Consider the following 16,754-nt stretch of genomic DNA (forward strand, 5'->3'; position numbering starts at 1 on the left):
CGTTACCCGCGCCGGCGGCGGCCATGCCGGTCAGCCGGGTCCCGGCCGGTAGACCAGATCCATCGTGTCGGTGCGGCCGGACCAGTCCAGCCTCAGCCGCCAGCACCCGGCGGCCGGCAGGTCGACGATGGACGGCCCGGGCCCGCCGTCCACCTCGCGGACGACCGGGGCGCCCGTCCCGTCCCGGGTCGCGGTGATCACCAGAGGCGTCCGCGGCGCCGGCTCGGAGCGGCCTTCCTCGGGACGCGGCACCCAGAGGATCTTGTTGTTCGCACCGTCGCCCCGGGCGTGCACGAGCGGGTACGCGAACAGGATCGCCACGATGTGGCCCCGGGCGCCGAAGACGTGCCGCATCCGGGTGTCGCCGGTGAACCCGGCGTCCGCCCAGTCCGGCAACCGGCCGGTCTCCACCCGTTCGGCGCAGGCCGCCGGCGCGGCCGGCTCGGTGGCCGCCGGCGCCGAGGTCACCGGCGCTCCGGCCGGGACCGTGGCCGGACCGGAGCACCCGGCCAGCAGCAGGACCGGCACCAGCAGGACTCTTCTCGCAACGAACATCGCGGCCTCCCCGTCGACGGCTCTCGTCAACAGGACACCGGCCGGGGCCGCCGGGTTCCCGTCGCTCACCGGAGCGAGGCCGCGACGTCCAGCGCCTGCTCGCGGGTGAGGTCGCCCTCCAGCCGGTAACTCAGCCCGCCCTGCTCCCAGATGAGCGTGGCCGCGGACAACCGCGCGGTGGCGACCCGTTCCGTGCCCGACCGGTCCACGTACGCCAGCGCGTGCGGACCGCCGACCCAGATCGCGAACTCGCCACCGACCTGGGTGAGCGTCACGTCCGCGCCGAGGGACCGCTTGTGGAACACGATGTCGAGCGAGCCGTCGAAGGCGTCCAGCCGTACCGTGCCGCCCCGGTAGAGCAGGCTGACCACCCGGTGGCCGCCGGCGCCGTCCGGGTCGGCCACCAGCACCCGTTCCGGCGCGCCCAGGCGGGACGGCACCCGGATCGGGAAGCGGACCTGGCGTTGCGCCTCGGCGAGGGCGACGTGCCGCTGCGCGGGCAGTGGCGAGGGCGTGCCGGTCGGCGGCGGGGCGGGCGCGGAGTCGATGACCACGCCGGAGAACCGCAGCAGCCCGGTCACCGCGTCGGCGAGCGCGGCGCGGCCCGGCGGCAGCGCCACCACGAGCAGCGCGGCGAGCACGGTGGCCAGCACGTACCGCCGGCGGCGGCGCGGCGCGGGCGCGTCGAGCCGGGCGCGGACCCGCGCGGTGACGTCGGGCGTCCGCGCCGGCTCCAGCCAGCCGGTCAGGTCACGCAGCTCCCGCTCCAGGTCATCCACGGTGCGCCACCTCCCGGTCCAGCAGGGCACGCAGCTTCGCCAGCGCCCGGTGGGTCCGCGACTTCACGGTGCCCCGGGGCAGCCCCAGCACCGTGGCCGTCTCGTCCTCGCCGAGGTCCAGCAGGTAGCGGCAGACGATCGCCTCGCGGTCACGTACGGGCAGCAGCCGCAGCGCTCCGACCAGCGCGGCCCGGCGCTCGGCCGCCAGCACCGCGTCGAGCCCGTCGTCGGCGCCGCCGGCCACGACCGGTTCCGCCGCCGCCGCGCGCAGCGTCAGCCCGTCGCGCCGGCTGCGCGTCCGGTGCAGGTTCCGGGTCTCGTTGGCGACGATCGCGAGCAGCCAGGACCGGAACGACGCCTCGGCCCGGTAGCGGGACAGTTTCCGGTACGCCTTCACGAACGCCTCCTGGACCACGTCCTCGGCGTCCGGACCGGCGCCCAGCAGCACCGCCGTCCGGTACGCGGACGCGGTGTGCCGGGCGACCAGGGCGTCGTACGCCTCCCGGTCGCCGGCGCGTACGCGGGTGACGAGGTCGTCGTCGTCCAGGGCAGCCTCCGCCGTCGGTCCGCTTCCATGACACCGCCCGGGGCGGCCGGGTTCCATCAGGCGTTTGACCGGTGACCGTGCCGGAAAGAGTGGCGGGATGAGCTGGGCGAGAAGAGCCGTACCCGCAGCCGTCGCCGCCGTCGCCGCGCTGGCGGCGCGGGACCTGCTGCAACGCGACCACGCGCTGCGCCGCAACTTCCCGGTGCTGGGCCGGGCCCGGTACCTGATCGAGTCGATCGGACCGGAGCTGCGGCAGTACATCGTGGCCGGCAACGACGAGGAGCGGCCCTTCACCCGCGACCAGCGGCGCTGGGTGTACGCCTCGGCCAAGCAGGAGAACAACTACTTCGGGTTCGGCACCGACAACGACATCGAGCACACCTCCGGCTATCCGATCATCAAGCACCGCACGTTCGGCCGGGCGGTGCCGCCGTCGGCCCCGACCGCCGGGCACGACGTGACGCTGCCCTGCGCCAAGGTGCTCGGGGCGACGCGCGGCCGGGCGCGGGCGTTCCGCCCGGAGTCGGTGGTGAACGTCTCCGGCATGAGCTTCGGCTCGCTGTCCGGCAACGCGGTGGAGACGCTCAACCGGGGCGCGGCGCTGGCCGGCTGTCTGCAGAACACCGGCGAGGGCGGGCTGTCTCCGTACCACCGCATGGGCGGTGAGCTGGTCTTCCAGCTCGGCACCGCGTACTTCGGCTGCCGCGACGAGCAGGGCCGGTTCAGCCTGCCGCGGCTCAAGGACCTGGTGGCGTCGGCGCCGGTACGCGCGCTGGAGATCAAGCTCAGCCAGGGCGCCAAGCCGAGCCTCGGCGGCCTGCTGCCGGCGGCGAAGGTCTCCGCCGAGATCGCCGCCACCCGGGGCGTCCCGGCCGGTCAGGACTGCGTCAGCCCGTCCCGGCACGCCGAGTTCTCCGACTGCGACAGCCTGCTCGACTGGGTGGAGCTGCTCGCCGCCGAGACCGGCCTGCCGGTCGGCATCAAGTCCGCCGTCGGCGACCTCGGGTTCTGGGAGGATCTGGCCACGCTGATGCGCGACACCGGGCGCGGCGTGGACTTCGTGACCGTCGACGGGGGCGAGGGCGGCACCGGGGCCGCGCCGCTGATCTTCAGCGACTCGGTCTCGCTGCCGTTCCAGCAGGGCTTCTCCCGGGTCTACCGCACCTTCGCCGAACGCGACCTGCACGAGAAGGTGGTGTTCGTCGGCGCCGGCAAGCTCGGCCTGCCCGACAACGCCGTGGTGGCGTTCGCGCTCGGCGCCGACATGGTCAACGTCGGGCGGGAGGCGATGCTGGCGATCGGCTGCATCCAGGCACAGAAGTGCCACACCGACACCTGCCCGACCGGCGTCGCCACGCAGAACGCGTGGCTGGCCCGGGGTCTGGACCCGGCCCGCAAGTCGGTACGGGCCGCGAACTACATCCGGACGCTGCGCCGCGACCTGGTCAAGGTGGCCGAGGCGTGCGGCGTCGAGCATCCCGGGCTGATCGGCACCGACGCGGTGGAGATCCTCGACGGCCGGACCTCGTCGATCCCGCTGGACCGGGCGTTCGGCTACCGGCCGGAGTGGGGGATGCCGTCGGCAGCGGACCGGGCGGAGATCGTGCGGCTGATGACCGCCGAGGCGCCGCAGGGCGGCAGCGCGCCGCCCTCCCCCACCGCCGTCGGCTAGCCGGTTCCCTCGCCGGTGCGGTGCCGCCCCCGGCGGCGCGGCGGGCGCGGCCGGAGCACGATCGGCGCCACCACCAGGACCGACGCCGCCGCGCCGAGCAGTCCCCAGGGGTGGCGGCTGGTCTCGACCACGAATGCGACCGGCCGTTCCGGCAGGTCGACGCGGCCGTGGAGTTCGTGTGCCCCGAGCACGGCGACGTCCACCGGCACCGGGATCTCGTACGTCCGGACCTGCCCGGCGCCGATGGTGCCCAGGGGCGGGGCGGCGACGATGGTGTGCGCCCGTCCGGGCCGGCCGAGCAGCAGCGTGAACGGCGGGTCGACCACGTCGGCCGGGCCGGGGTTGCGCAGCGCGACGCGTACGGTGAGCGTCTCGGGCAGCCCGAACCATTCCCGTAGCGGGCGGCGGCCGGCGACGCGCAGCTCGTCGAGGTGCAGTCGTGGCGTGGCGGCCGGCGCGGGCGCCGGGGCGGCGGTCACGCCGCGGACCGGCAGCGCGGCGGTGGCCTGGACGGCGCCGGTCAGCGCATGCGCGCGCAGCACGCAGGGACAGGCGACCGGCGGTGCCGCCAGCGCGATCGGCGCCGCCGTCGTGCCCGCCGGCACCTGGACGGTGGTGGCCTGCTCGTTGGCGCAGTCGAGCGCGCCCCGGCGGGCGTCGTTACCGCAGACCGTGAGGTGGACCGGGCCGGCCGGCCAGCCGCGCAGCGTGACGGTGACCCGCTGCCCGACAGTCAGCGGGCCGGACGGCACGACGACAGCGGGCCGCGGCGGCGCGGAGGCCGCAGTGGACGACGGCGCGGGCGGGGCGGAGACGGCGGCGCCGTCCGGCGTGGACGGCGGTGCCGGGACCGGCACGGCCAGCGCGAGGATCGCGGCGGCGGCCGGCAGGACCGGGGTCACCGGGCACCGGCCGCCGTGCCGCCCGCCGGGGGTTCGGCCGTTCCCGCGACGGGGGCCCGGGACGCATCCGCCGGCCCGCCGGGAGCGGCCGAGGGCTCGGACACCGACGCCGGCCCGGCGGGTGCAACCGTCGCCGGAGGCTCGGACACCGGCGCCGGCCCGGGCGTGGTGGAGGGCGCGGCCGAGGTGGGGCGGCGTCGACGACGGCGCAGGTGGAGGAGCCAGGCTCCCGCGGCCGCCGGAGCGGCGATCAGCAGCCAGGGCGGCGCCCACACGCTCGCGGTGCGCCGCACCGGGGGCAGCGCGGTGTCGACGGTGGTGGGTGCGAGGTCCACTGTCGCGGTCAGCCGCAGCGCGGGCGGCACCCCGGTGACCCGCTCGGTGACGGTGAACTCGGCGCCGGGCAGCAGCTCCGGCAGGTCGACCGGGCTGGTCCGGGACAGCGTCCAGCCACCCGGGCCGTCGACGACCACCGCGCCGGTGCCGCCGACGCGGACGTTGCCGCTGTTGCGGATCCGGTAGGTGACCGTGAGGTCGGCGCGTCCGATCGGGTTGAGCGGGGTGTCGTAGTCGACGCGTACCGTTTCGACGGTCACGGCGGGGCGGACCTCGCCGGCCACGCGGAGGTAGACCCGGGCGGCGATCCGCTGGTCGAGGCGGACCCGCTGCCCGTCGGCGGTGACGCCGTCTTGGGCGACCGCGGCGATCACGCCACCGGTGTGGTCGCCCGGCGTGGCGTCGCGCGGCACGGTGAGGCGGAACGGGATGTCCGCGCGCCGGCCGGGCTGGACGGTCCAGTTCCGCCGCTCGACGCCGATCCAGGCGCCGACGTCGGTGGCGGCCCGGTCGGAGGGCAGCAGCGCGAAGGCGCCGTCGGTGGTGGTGTACGCGTCGGTGCCGTACACCGCGAAGGTGAGCGGCCGGTCACCGAGGTTGGTCACCCCGACGTGGTCGGTGATCGTGGCGCCCGGCGCCAGGTCGTAGGTGAAGTAGTTGCGCCCGGTCGGCCCCGCGGGCCCGGACGGCTGGACCGCCCAGCGGGCGGCGCCGGGGTCGGCGGACGGCGCCGGCCGGGGGGCCGCCTCGCCGCGCGACGGTGACCCGAGCAGCACCGCGAGCAGCACGGCGGCGAGCGCGGCGCCGATCCGGGCGGCCGGGATGCGGGTGGAGGGCGTGAGGAGGGGCATACCGTGCTCCGCTGCGAGGTGGTCGCCGGGCGGACGCCGCTGGTGGGGCACGGGCGACGTGCCCGCGCCCCACCAGGTCCGACCCGGTCGGTGAATCAGGAGAGGGTCAGGGTGAGCGTGGCGACGTAGTCGCCCGCCGCGGCGGACGCCGGCACACCGAGGTTGAGCTCGGCGCCGCAGGCGAAGACGCCGTTGCTGGTCCCGGCGCCGGCCGTGCACAACGCTCGGGCCTCACCGAGACCGGCGCCGGGAGCGGCCACCGCACCCGGGGTGACGGCGCCGGTGGTGCCGCCCAGCGGGTCGTCCACCACGTTCGCGGTCGGCGCCCAGCCGAGGTAGTTCCCGGCGATGACGCCACCGGCGGCGGAGGTGAAGTCGGAAACCTGTCCGACCAGGCTCCAGCCGGTGCCGGCACCGCGCAGGTCGGCCACCGTGGCGGTGTTCAGCGGCGCCCGGGCGTACTCGCCCTTGCCGACCGGCGGCAGGGCGACGTTCGCGCCGGCCACGCTCAGGCTGAGCGGGCCGCCGGTCACCGTGCTGGTGATCCGCTGCTGGGCCGAGTTCCCACCCGCGCCGGTACGGGTGAAGGTGATCGGCGTGAACGTGTCCTGGCGGCGGTCGGCCGAGCCGCGGGCGGCGAAGGTGATGACGTAGCACTGCACCTCGGTGCAGTCCACCTCGTCGCCGTTGCGGTCGGTGTAGACGGCGCTGATCGGCAGCGTCGTGGTGAAGCTGCCGTCGGCGGCCATCCGGTCCCGGGCGTCGGTCGGCTCGTTGGTCTTGTTGACCCACTTGGTGACCTGGAGGACGCCGGCGTTGGCCCAGTGCTCGTCGACCTTCGGTCCGAACGAGACGTAGATGCCGGCCCCGTTGTTGAAGTCCGGGTCGAAGCCGGTGCCGCGTACGGTGACAGTCGCGCCGGCGGGGTCGAGGCCCTGGGCCGGGTCGACGGTCACCGCCGGGGTCGCGGGCGCGGTGCCGCCTGCCGTGGTGAACGTGAACGACACCGGGTCCAGCGCCTCACCGGCGGCGTAGAAGCCGTTGAACGCGCCGGCTCCCACGCTGGTGAGCGCCGCGGCGAGGTTGCTGCCGGTCACCGTGTTGCCGCTGGTGGCGGGAGCGCCGGTGAGGGTGGCGATGGTGGCCTGCTTCACCGAGACCGGCTCGGTCATCGTGGTGGCCAGGTCGACGTCCGCCTTCAGCGAGGCGGTGCCGCCGGAGACGGCGACAGTCGGGTTGGCCAGCGTGATGGTCAGCAGGTGCGCCGGGTACGAGAACACCACGGTGCCGCCGTACGTGGCGTTGGTCGTACCGGTGGCGGCGTCGTGCGTGCCGCCGGTCGACGGGAACGTGAACGTGCCGTCGGCGTTGACGGTGGCGCCGTTGCTGACAGCGATCGGCGGGTCCCCGTTGCCGGCCTTGACGTAGTTGCGGAAGCTGGCCTTGAAACCCCAGGTCAGGCTGCCGCTTGCGATCTCGGCCTCGGCCGCCGAGGCGGGTCCGGCGCCCACGAGCGCACTCGACACGCCGAGGGCGAGCACCGCCGCCCAGCGCATCGACCGGAGGGCTCCGGCTCTGGATCTGAACATGCTGTTCCTCTCGGGAGGGGAAGCGAAGGCATTAGGTTAGGCAAACCTAAGATGATCGGGTGATCCACGAAGCGTCCCAAGATCTTCAGCCGAACGGACCCCTTGCCACCTGCGCGTTCGCCACTTAGGTTAGCCAAACCTAAGTATCCGCTCGGCCGGCACGTCCGGCCGGACCTGTCGTGTGAGGAGCCCGATGCGAGCACGGCGCCGCACCATCTGGACCACCGTTCTGCTCACCGCCGCCGTCGTCGCCACGCCCGCGCCGGCCCACGCCGGCACCGCCACCGGCAGCGGCGGCCAGAAGCTCACCGTCACCCCGAGCACCGGCCTGAGCCGCTCCGGCGCCACCGTGTCCGTCTCCGGGCGCGGCTACGACGTCGACAAGGGCATCTACGTCGCGTACTGCGTCGACAACGGACCGGGCGTGGCGGCGACCCCGTGCGGCGGCGGCGCCGACACCACCGGCAGCCTCGGCGCCTCGCAGTGGATCTCGTCGAACCCGCCCGCCTACGCCGAGGGCCTGCCCGAGCCGTACGGCCCCGGCGGCTCCTTCTCGGTGACGGTCAAGGTGACCCCCACCATCGGCGACGTCGACTGCACCGTCCGGCGGTGCGCGGTCGTCACCCGCGCCGACCACACCCGGGCCTCCGACCGGTCCCAGGACGTACGGGTGCCGGTCACGTTCGCCGCCGGCGCCACGAGCGCCCCGCCGAAGGCCGGCCCGGCGCCGAAGGCGACCACGCCCGCCGCCACGCCCCGGACCACCACCGGACAGGACGCGCCGGCCCCGGCCGCCTCCGGCAACCCGCCGGCCGCAGCGGGGGCGGCAGGGGTGACGGGCGCCGCGCCCGGGGCCGGGGCGCCGTCGCAGGCCGCGGCCTCCGACCTCCACGTCACGCGGGTCAGCGACACCTCCGGGGCCGGACGCGGATGGACCGTCGGGGTGGTGGCCGCCGCGCTGGCCCTGGTCGTCCTGCTCGGCCTCGGCCGTTGGCGGCGCCGTCGCGGTGCCGGCCGGTGAGCCGCCCGCACCGGCGACCGGGCCGGGGACCACTCGTCGCGCTGCTCGCGGTGACCCTGGCGGCGACCGGCTGCGCCGCGCCGGGCCGATCGGGTACGCCGTCCGCCGCCGGCTGCGGCCCGGTCACCGCGACAGTGGACGACGCCGACGTCGAGCCGGTCCGCCCGGCGCCCACGCCCGCGCTGCCGGCCACCGTACGCTCCGGCGACGGCACGACGGTGACCGTCGACGACGTCAGCCGCATCCTCCCGGTGAACCTGCACGGCTCGATCGCCGAGATCGTCTTCGGCCTCGGCCTGGGCGGCAACGTCATCGGGCGGGACACCTCGACCACGTTCCCCGCCGCCGCGCACCTGCCGGTGGTCACCCCGGGCGGGCACGACCTCTCCGCCGAGGCGGTGCTCGACCTCGACCCCAGCGTCGTGCTCGTCGACGACGGCGTCGGGCCGCCCGAGGTGCTGCGCCAGCTCCGCGCCGCCGGCATCCCGGTCGTGCGGGTACCTGCCGAGCCGACGCTCGACGGCGTACCGGCGCACATCCGCGCGATCGCGGCGGCGCTCGGCGTGCCCGAGGCCGGAGAACGGCTGGTGACCCGCGTGCGGAGCGAGATCGCCGAGGCCCGGCGTACCGCCCCGGCGGGCCGCGCGCCACGGATCGCGTTCCTCTACCTGCGCGGCACCGCCGGGGTCTACCTGATCGGCGGCCGGGGCGCCGGGTCCGACGCGATGATCGAGGCGGTCGGCGGCGTCGACGCCGGCAGCGCCGCCGGGCTGTCCAAGTTCCGTCCGCTGACCAGCGAGGGCCTCATCAACGCCGCGCCCGACGTGATCCTGGTGATGAGCGCCGGGCTCGCCTCCGTCGGCGGCGTCGACGGCCTGGTGAAGCTGCCCGGCGTGGCGCAGACGCCGGCCGGGGCGAACCGGCGCGTCGTCGACATGGCCGACGGCACGCTGCTCACCTTCGGCGTCCGCTCCGGCCGGGTCGTCCAGGCCCTGGCCCGCGCCGTCCACTCGTGCGAGGACCCGTCGTGACCACGCTACGGAAGCGGCCCGCACCCGCCGCCCCGGCGCCAGTCACCGGCGCGCCCCGGTCGCCCGGCCGGCGGGGCGCCGTCCTGGTGGCCGGGCTCGGCGCCGCCCTCGTGCTCGTCGCCCTGCTGGCCGCCGGGCGCGGCCAGGTGGCGATCTCCCCCGCCGAGGTGCTCGGCTCCGTGCTGCACCGCCTCGGGCTGGACCTCGGTCCGCTGCCGTCGGCGGCGCAGGGCGAGAACGCGCTCTGGATCGTCCGCTTCCCCCGGGTGCTGCTGGCGGCCGTCGTCGGCGCCGCCCTCGGCTGCGCCGGCGCGGTCATGCAGGGCGTCTTCGGCAACCCGCTCGCCGAGCCCGGCGTCATCGGGGTGTCGGCCGGCGCCGCCGTCGGCGCCGCCCTGGCCATCGTCACCGGCGTCACCGTCCTGGGCGGATGGACCGTGCCGCTCGCCGCCTTCGCCGGCGGCCTCGCCACCACCTACCTGGTGTACGCGCTGGCCCGCTCCGGCGGCCGGACCGAGGTGGTGACGCTGGTGCTGACCGGCGTCGCGGTCAACGCGGTCGCCGGCTCGGTGATCGGGCTGCTCATGTTCGTCACCGACCAGTCCGGCGTGCAGGCCATCGCGTTCTGGAACCTCGGCAGCCTCGCCCAGGCCAGTTGGACGGCCGTCGGTCTCGCCGCGCCGTGCCTGCTCGTCGGCCTCGCCGTCGCCTGCGCCGACGCGCGCCGGCTCGACCTGCTCGCGCTCGGCGAACCCGCCGCCCGGCACCTCGGCGTGAACACCGAACGCCTGCGGCTGCGGCTGATCGTCGTCACCGCGCTGCTCGGCGCCGCCGCTGTCGCGTTCACCGGCATCATCAGCTTCGTCGGACTGGTCGTGCCGCACCTGATCCGGATGGTCGCCGGACCGGGCCACCGGGTGCTGCTGGTCGCCAGCGCGCTCGGCGGGGCCGTCGTGGTGATCGGCGCCGACCTCGCGGCGCGTACCCTCGTCGAACACCAGGAGCTGCCCCTCGGCGTGCTCACCGCGGTCATCGGCGGCCCGGCGTTCTTCTGGCTGCTGCGCCGCACCCGCGACCGGGCCGGAGGCTGGGGATGAGCCTTCCGCGTACACCGCGCCGGTTCGCCGCCGCCCGTCCGCCGCGCCCGGCGCCCGCCGGGCACGTCCGGATCCGGGTGGCCGGGCTGCGCGTCGAACGCGCCGGCCGGACCGTGCTCGACGGGATCGACCTTCGGGTACGCGCCGGCGAGGTGCACGCCCTGGTCGGGCCGAACGGCGCCGGGAAGTCGACGCTGCTCGGCGCGATCAGCGGTGACGTGCCGGCCGCCGCCGGCCGGATCGAGGTCGACGGGCTGCCCCGCGAGTCGTGGAGCCCGGTGGAGCTGGCCTGGCGCCGCGCCGTCCTCGCCCAGCGCAACACGCTCAGCTTCCCGTTCACGGTCGGGGAGGTGGTGCGGATGGGCCGGGCGCCGTGGGCCGGGCGACCCGAGCGGGACCAGGACGACGCCGTCGTCGCCGACGTGCTCGACCGCTGCGACGTCGCCCGCTTCGCGGCCCGGCCGTACCCCGCGCTGTCCGGCGGCGAGCAGGCCCGCGCCGCGCTGGCCCGGGTCCTGGCGCAGCGGGCCACCACGCTGCTGCTCGACGAGCCGACCGCCGCGCTCGACCTGCGGCACCAGGAACTGGTCATGCACATCGCCCGGGAGCGGGCCCGCGCCGGGGACGCCGTGGTCGTGGTGCTGCACGACCTGACGCTGACCGGGGCGTACGCGGACACCGTGACCCTGCTCGGCGACGGTCGCGTCCGCGCCGCCGGGGCGCCGCGCGACGTGCTGACCGCCCCGCTGCTCAGCGGGGTCTACCGGTACGACATCGACGTCGTCCCCCACCCGCGTGACGGGCTGCCGCTGATCGTGCCCCGACGCGGCCGGCCCGCAAGACCGTCAGCCGACGAGGAGAGATAGCAGATGGATACACAGACGTTCGCGGCCCGGCTGCGCGCCGAGACCCGCGACGCGCACCAGAGCGCCGAGTCGCAGCGGTACGTCTCCGCGCTCACCGCCGGTGAGCTCGACGTGGCCGGCTACACCGCGCTCGTCGTCGCGCACCACGGCATCTACGCGGCGCTGGAGGGCGTCGCGGAGACGATGCGCGAGGACCCGCTGGCCGGCCCGTTCGTCGACGACGCGCTGACCCGGCTGCCCGCGCTCGCCGCCGACCTGCGGTTCCTGCTCGGCCCGCGCTGGCGCGAGGTGATGGAGCCGGTCCCGGCCGCTGTCGCGTACGCCGCGCGGATCACCTCGGCCTGCGCCGGATCGCCCGAGCGGTTCATCGCGCACCACTACATCCGCTATCTCGGCGACCTGTCCGGCGGGCGGCACATCGGGCGCTGCGTGGCCCGGTACTACGGGGTGACCGGCGAGGCCGGGGCGTCGTTCTACCGCTTCCCGCGGATCACCGATCCGAAGTCGTACAAGGACGCCTACCGGGCGAGGCTGGACGCGCTCGCGCTGGACGAGACCGGCCGGGCGGCGCTGCGCGACGAGGTGCTGGTGGCGTACGAGCACAACATCGCGGTCTTCACCGACCTGGGTCGCCTGATGGCGGCGGGCAGCCGGGAGGGCGCCGCGTGAGCGCCGGTTTCCCGCCGGAGGTGGTCGCGGCCGTCAGCCGGCACATGAACGACGACCACGCCGGGGACGCGCTGCTGATCTGCCGTACGCTCGGCGGCCGGCCGGACGCCACCGCGGCCCGCACCACCGGCCTGGACGCCGACGGCATCGACTTCGCCGTCACCGTCGGCGGCACGGAGGTTCCGGTGCGCGTCCCGTTCGCCCACCGGCTCACCGAACGGGCGCAGATCCGCCGGGAGGTGGTGCGCATGTACCGGGAGGCCTGCGACCGGGCCGGCGTACCGCCCCGCCCGGCCGGCTGAGCGCCGGGACCGTCCGGGCCGCGGAAACCCGGTCGGCCGCCGCGCCGCCGCGGCGTACAGTCCGCCGCATGGCTGTGGACACGAGGCCGGCGGTGCGCGCCGGCCGATTCCGGCTGCTCCCGCTGGGTGTGGTCTTCCTGACCGTCGGTCTGTCCACCGCCGTGGTGCTGCCGTTCCTGTCGCTGTTCCTCGACCGGGAGGTCCACGCCAGTCCGTTACGGGTGACCGTGTTCCTGGTCGTCGCGCCGCTGTCCGGGGTGGTCGCCTCCGCGCTGATCGGCCGGCTGTCGGACCGCCTGCCGATCCGGCGCGCGCTGCTGGTCGGCGCCGCGCTGGCCGGCGTGCTGGGCGCGGGCCTGACCGCGTACGTCCGGGACTACTGGATCCTGCTGGGGTTGACCGCGACCGCCACCGCGCTGGCGAACTCGCTGTTCCCGCAGTCGTTCGCGTACACCCGGGCGCTGTTCGACAGGGACGATCCGGCGCGGGCGGCGTTCGGCGTCAGCCTCATGCGTACCGTGTTCTCGGTCGCCTGGGTGGCCGGGCCGGCGCTGGCCGCGGTGCTGCTCGACGTCGGCGGCTTCCGCCTGGTCTACGGCATGGCCGCCGTCATGTACGCGCTGGCCGCGCTGGTGGCCGCGTTCCGGCTGGAGGAGCTGCCGCTGCCGGCGCGGCCGGTCGCGGCCGATCCGGACGGCGCCACGCCCGGCCCGCGCGGCGCGTCCCGGCTGCGGCTGGCGCTGACGGCGCTCACGTTCGTGCTGCTCCAGTGTCCGCTGACGGTCGGTGTGCAGGCGATGCCGCTGTTCATCGACACCGAACTGCACGACGACCCCTCCCGCGCCGGGCTGGTGCTGGGCCTGTGCGCGGCGCTGGAGATCCCGCTGATCCTCGGGCTGGGCGCGCTGACCGCGCGGGTCCGGCTGCGGCCGCTGATCCTGGTCGGCGGCGCCTGCGGGGTCGCCTACTACGCGACCGCCGCGCTGGCGCCGAGCGTGCCGTTCCTGCTGTTCGCGCAGCCGGTGAACGCGCTGTTCATCGCCGCGGTGTCCGGCGTCGGGATCGCCTACGTGCAGGATCTGCTGCCGGGCGAGCCGGGCCGGGCCACCACGCTGTTCACCAACACGTTTCCGATCGGCGCGATGCTCGCCGGGCCGCTGCTCGGGCTCTCCGCGCAGGTCGGCTACCGGTGGGCGTACGGCATGAGCACCGCGCTGTGCGCGGCCGGGCTGCTGGTGCTGGTGCTGACCCGGCCGCCCGCGCGGGCGGCCGGGTCGGTGCCCGTGGGCGGGTGACCCACGGGCACCGGGATCAGCTCGGGGCGGGCGGGCGGCCGGCGGTGGCCGCGATCAGCAGGGACAACTCCCGGACGAGGTCGTCCATGCTCTGCCCACTGCTCGCCCGCACCAGGCCGAGAGCCAGGTCGGCGAGCAGGTAGAAGCCGAGGGTCCGGGCCTGCTCGCCGGGGAACGCGGCGAGCAGATCCTCGGCACCGGCGAGGTCACCCCGGTGCTTGGCCGCGATCACCCCGGCGGCGCGCTGCACCAGTTCCGCCGCCTCGGGGGTGGGCCCGCTCACCGGATCAGATCTTCGGCGTCGCGGCGCGGGCGGCGTCGAAGCGTGCGATCACGTCCGACCAGTTCACCAGGTTCCACAGCCGGTCCACGTAGTCCGGACGCACGTTGCGGTACTGCAGGTAGTAGGCGTGCTCCCAGGCGTCGAAGACCAGCAGCGGCGTGGTGCCCTGGCCGACGTTGCCGTGGTGGTCGTAGACCTGCTCGACGATCAGTCGCTGTCCCAGCGGCTCCCAGGCGAGTACGCCCCACCCGGAGCCCTGCACGCTCTTCGTTGCCGCCGACAGCTGGCCGGCGAACGCGTCGAACGAGCCGAAGTGCTCGTCGATCGCCGCGGCCAGCTCGCCGTCCGGGCGGTCACCGCCGTCCGGCGACAGGTTCCCCCAGAAGATGGTGTGCAGCACGTGCCCGGACAGGTTGAACGCGAACGTCTTCTCCAGCCCGACCAGCCGGCCGAAGTCGCCCTTCGCACGCGCCTCCGCGAGCTGCTCCAGCCCGTCGTTGGCGCCCTTGACGTACGCCGCGTGGTGCTTGCTGTGGTGCAGTTCCAGGATCTCGCCGGACATGGCGGGCTCCAGGGCGCCGTAGTCGTAGGGCATGTCGGGCAGGGTGTAGAGCGCCATCGATCCTCCACTTTGTTGCTGCATCTTTGCTGTTGCCAACATAGTGCAACAAGGTGGTCGACGGTGCTCCCATCCCGCGCGTCCGGTCAGTGGCGCCGCACCAGCACCACGTGGTCGATCAGCTCGCCGGTCTGCCCGTCCGGGCCGGTGGCGGTACGGCGCGCCGCGCCCAGCCGCTCGGTGTCCCAGCCGTCCGGGTCGAGGCTCATCGCGGCCAGAATCTCCTCCGGTTCGGCGAACCGGTGGTGGCCGGTGTCGGGCCCGGCCCAGGGCGGCGGCGCGCCGTGCTCGACGACGAGCAGCCGGCCGCCGGGCGCGACCGCCTCGGCCGCCGGGGGCAGCACCTTCTCCCGGGGCAGGACCAGCGGCGACTGGAAGAACTGCGCGGACACCAGGTCGTACCGGCCGGGCGGGAAGCCCTGGGTGAGGTCGTGCCGGACGGTGGTGATCCGGTCTGCCACGCCGGCCCGTTCGGCCTCCACGGCGAGGCGGTCCAGCGCGACCGACGAGATGTCCACGGCGGTGACCCGCCAGCCCCGCGTCGCCAGCCACACCGCGTCGCCGCCCTCACCGCTGCCCAGGTCGAGCACGGTGCCCGGGGGCAGCGCGCCGGCCACCTCGGCCAGGACCGGGTTCACCCGGCCGCTCCAGATCCGGTCCCGCTGGCCGTACCGCTCGTCCCAGAACCGGGCCGGGTCGGTGTCCGCCGCAGGGTGCTCGTGGTGGTGCCCCGTCATGTCCGCCTCCTCGCCGCCGGGCGTCTGCCCGCCCGGGCCCTCGCCATCGTGCGCCGGGGTCCACCGGCCAGCAAGGAACCTTGCCGTTCCGGCAAATACTTCCGGGCGACAGCCGCCTCCGAATATACCCCCCGGGGTATGCGCTACAGTTGCCGTATCGCCCGACATCACTGCGCGAAGGAGTGCGGCTCATGTTGTTCACCCAGTACTACCTCGACTGCCTGTCCCAGGCCTCGTACCTGATCGCCGACGACCGCACCGGCCGGGCCGTGCTCGTCGACCCGCGCCGGGACATCGACGAGTACCTCACCGACGCCAAGGCACACGGCCTGACGATCGAGGGCGTCGTCAACACCCACTTCCACGCCGACTTCCTCGCCGGGCACCTCGAGGTGGCCGCCGCGACCGGCGCGTGGATCGGCTACGGGCACCGGGCCGAGACCGAGTACCCGAGCCGCAAGCTCACCGACGGCGAACGGATCAGCCTCGGCGACGTGACCCTGGAGATCATGGAGACCCCGGGACACACGCCCGAGTCGATCAGCATCCTGGTCTACGAACACGCCGACGACCCGGTCCCGTATGGCGTGCTGACCGGCGACGCGCTGTTCATCGGCGACGTGGGCCGCCCCGACCTGCTCGCCTCGTTCGGCGTGACCGCCGAGGAACTCGGCCGGATGCTCTACGACAGCGTGCAGCGCAAGCTGATGGGCCTGCCCGACGAGGTACGCGTCTTTCCCGCCCACGGCGCCGGCTCGGCCTGCGGCAAGAACCTGTCCACCGAACGGCAGTCCACCATCGGCGAGCAACGCCGCACCAACTACGCCTGCGCCCCGATGAGCCAGGAGCGCTTCCTCGCCCTGGTCACCGGCGGTCAGCCCGCCGCGCCCGGCTACTTCGCCTTCGACGCGGTGCTCAACCGCAAGGCGCGGGAGCTGTTCGACCACGCCCGGCCGGCCCGCCCGCTCCCCCCGGCCGAGTTCCTGGCCGCCCGGGCCGACGGCGCCGTCGTGGTCGACGCCCGCGACCCGCAGGAGTACGCCGCCGGGCACCTGCGCGGCGCGCTCAACGTCCCGGCCGACGGCAGGTTCGCCGAGACCGCCGGCAGCGTCGTCGCACCCGACCGGCCGGTGCTCGTGGTGACCCCGCAGGACCGGGAGGAGGAGATCGTCGTCCGCCTGGCCCGGATCGGCTTCGACCACGTGATCGGCTACCTCCGCGAACCCGACAACGCCTTCCTGGAGATGGTCACCGAGATGACCCGGGCCAGCCGGATCACCGCCACCGAACTGCGCGACGCCCTCGACGGCCCGGACGCGCCGGTGGTGCTGGACGTCCGCAACGCCGGCGAGCGGGAGCAGGGCGCGGTGGACGGTTCCCGGCACATTCCGCTGGCCGAGCTGACCCACCGCCTCGGCGAGGTGCCCGTGGGGCGCCCGATCGTCGTGCACTGCGCCGGCGGCTACCGCTCCTCGGTCGCCGCCAGCCTGCTGCGCAACGCCGGTCACGCCGACGTGTCCGATCTGCTCGGCGGCTACGGCGCCTGGCAGGGCCTGCACGCCACGGCGTGAGGCACGGATCCGGGCCGCCAGGATTAGCACTC

18 protein-coding genes are annotated in these 16,754 nt (G+C 75.2%); 9 read left to right on the plus strand and 9 right to left on the minus strand.

What is annotated here, in order from left to right:
* Positions 1-30: 30 nt before the first annotated feature.
* The 3 genes from PVK74_RS08425 to PVK74_RS08435 all read right to left on the minus strand — a co-directional run bounded on the left by PVK74_RS08425 (position 31) and on the right by PVK74_RS08435 (position 1,938).
* Positions 31-555, minus strand: coding sequence for a hypothetical protein (locus PVK74_RS08425; RefSeq protein WP_104113478.1), 525 nt, complete (start codon positions 553-555; stop codon positions 31-33).
* Between the two features lie 65 nt (positions 556-620).
* Positions 621-1,334: a hypothetical protein gene (locus PVK74_RS08430; RefSeq protein WP_064445669.1), complete on the minus strand. Its 714-nt coding sequence runs from the start codon at positions 1,332-1,334 to the stop codon at positions 621-623.
* A complete protein-coding gene (locus PVK74_RS08435) occupies positions 1,327-1,938 on the minus strand; it encodes an RNA polymerase sigma factor (RefSeq protein ID WP_069088477.1) in 612 nt (203 codons plus the stop codon). The genes PVK74_RS08430 and PVK74_RS08435 overlap by 8 nt, the downstream gene beginning before the upstream one ends.
* Before the next feature lie 40 nt (positions 1,939-1,978).
* On the opposite strand from PVK74_RS08435, the gene PVK74_RS08440 reads away from it, so the two are divergent.
* A complete protein-coding gene (locus tag PVK74_RS08440) occupies positions 1,979-3,553 on the plus strand; it encodes an FMN-binding glutamate synthase family protein (protein WP_274478741.1) in 1,575 nt (524 codons plus the stop codon).
* Here PVK74_RS08440 and PVK74_RS08445 read toward each other — a convergent pair.
* The 3 genes from PVK74_RS08445 to PVK74_RS08455 form a co-directional block, all read right to left on the minus strand.
* A complete protein-coding gene (locus tag PVK74_RS08445) occupies positions 3,550-4,455 on the minus strand; it encodes a hypothetical protein (RefSeq protein ID WP_274478742.1) in 906 nt (301 codons plus the stop codon). The genes PVK74_RS08440 and PVK74_RS08445 overlap by 4 nt on opposite strands.
* The gene (locus PVK74_RS08450) at positions 4,452-5,642 is read right to left on the minus strand and encodes a WxL protein peptidoglycan domain-containing protein (protein WP_274478743.1); all 1,191 of its coding nucleotides are present in this window, start codon (positions 5,640-5,642) and stop codon (positions 4,452-4,454) included. Before PVK74_RS08450 ends, PVK74_RS08445 begins: the two co-directional genes overlap by 4 nt.
* A gap of 95 nt (positions 5,643-5,737) precedes the next feature.
* A complete protein-coding gene (locus PVK74_RS08455; RefSeq protein ID WP_064445664.1) occupies positions 5,738-7,231 on the minus strand; it encodes an HtaA domain-containing protein in 1,494 nt (497 codons plus the stop codon).
* Between the two features lie 193 nt (positions 7,232-7,424).
* On the opposite strand from PVK74_RS08455, the gene PVK74_RS08460 reads away from it, so the two are divergent.
* The 7 genes from PVK74_RS08460 to PVK74_RS08490 all read left to right on the plus strand — a co-directional run bounded on the left by PVK74_RS08460 (position 7,425) and on the right by PVK74_RS08490 (position 13,512).
* Positions 7,425-8,252, plus strand: coding sequence for a neocarzinostatin apoprotein domain-containing protein (locus PVK74_RS08460; RefSeq protein WP_064445663.1), 828 nt, complete (start codon positions 7,425-7,427; stop codon positions 8,250-8,252).
* The gene (locus tag PVK74_RS08465; protein WP_274478745.1) at positions 8,249-9,283 is read left to right on the plus strand and encodes a heme/hemin ABC transporter substrate-binding protein; all 1,035 of its coding nucleotides are present in this window, start codon (positions 8,249-8,251) and stop codon (positions 9,281-9,283) included. The genes PVK74_RS08460 and PVK74_RS08465 overlap by 4 nt, the downstream gene beginning before the upstream one ends.
* Positions 9,280-10,380: a FecCD family ABC transporter permease gene (locus PVK74_RS08470; protein WP_113972921.1), complete on the plus strand. Its 1,101-nt coding sequence runs from the start codon at positions 9,280-9,282 to the stop codon at positions 10,378-10,380. The genes PVK74_RS08465 and PVK74_RS08470 overlap by 4 nt, the downstream gene beginning before the upstream one ends.
* A complete protein-coding gene (locus tag PVK74_RS08475; RefSeq protein ID WP_051610918.1) occupies positions 10,377-11,246 on the plus strand; it encodes a heme ABC transporter ATP-binding protein in 870 nt (289 codons plus the stop codon). The genes PVK74_RS08470 and PVK74_RS08475 overlap by 4 nt, the downstream gene beginning before the upstream one ends.
* Before the next feature lie 3 nt (positions 11,247-11,249).
* Entirely contained in the window at positions 11,250-11,915 is a 666-nt protein-coding gene (locus PVK74_RS08480) for a biliverdin-producing heme oxygenase (RefSeq protein ID WP_274478747.1), read from the plus strand.
* Positions 11,912-12,217, plus strand: a complete 306-nt coding sequence (locus tag PVK74_RS08485; RefSeq protein ID WP_013286808.1) for a DUF2470 domain-containing protein — start codon at positions 11,912-11,914, stop codon at positions 12,215-12,217. Before PVK74_RS08480 ends, PVK74_RS08485 begins: the two co-directional genes overlap by 4 nt.
* 68 nt (positions 12,218-12,285) lie before the next feature.
* Complete coding sequence (locus tag PVK74_RS08490; protein ID WP_274478751.1) at positions 12,286-13,512, plus strand: sugar efflux transporter; 1,227 nt, start codon at positions 12,286-12,288, stop codon at positions 13,510-13,512.
* A 16-nt stretch (positions 13,513-13,528) separates the two neighbouring features.
* On the opposite strand, the gene PVK74_RS08495 is transcribed toward PVK74_RS08490, so the two are convergent.
* The 3 genes from PVK74_RS08495 to PVK74_RS08505 form a co-directional block, all read right to left on the minus strand.
* Complete coding sequence (locus PVK74_RS08495; protein ID WP_064445659.1) at positions 13,529-13,795, minus strand: hypothetical protein; 267 nt, start codon at positions 13,793-13,795, stop codon at positions 13,529-13,531.
* Positions 13,796-13,799: 4 nt separating this feature from the next.
* Positions 13,800-14,414, minus strand: coding sequence for a superoxide dismutase (locus PVK74_RS08500; RefSeq protein ID WP_064445658.1), 615 nt, complete (start codon positions 14,412-14,414; stop codon positions 13,800-13,802).
* A gap of 86 nt (positions 14,415-14,500) precedes the next feature.
* The gene (locus PVK74_RS08505; protein WP_274478752.1) at positions 14,501-15,151 is read right to left on the minus strand and encodes a class I SAM-dependent methyltransferase; all 651 of its coding nucleotides are present in this window, start codon (positions 15,149-15,151) and stop codon (positions 14,501-14,503) included.
* A gap of 191 nt (positions 15,152-15,342) precedes the next feature.
* Between PVK74_RS08505 and PVK74_RS08510 the strand changes: the two genes are divergently transcribed.
* A complete protein-coding gene (locus tag PVK74_RS08510) occupies positions 15,343-16,722 on the plus strand; it encodes an MBL fold metallo-hydrolase (protein ID WP_274478753.1) in 1,380 nt (459 codons plus the stop codon).
* Positions 16,723-16,754: the final 32 nt, after the last annotated feature.

It is taken from the genome of Micromonospora chalcea (genome assembly GCF_028768405.1).
Taxonomy (GTDB): Bacteria; Actinomycetota; Actinomycetes; order Mycobacteriales; family Micromonosporaceae; genus Micromonospora; species Micromonospora chalcea.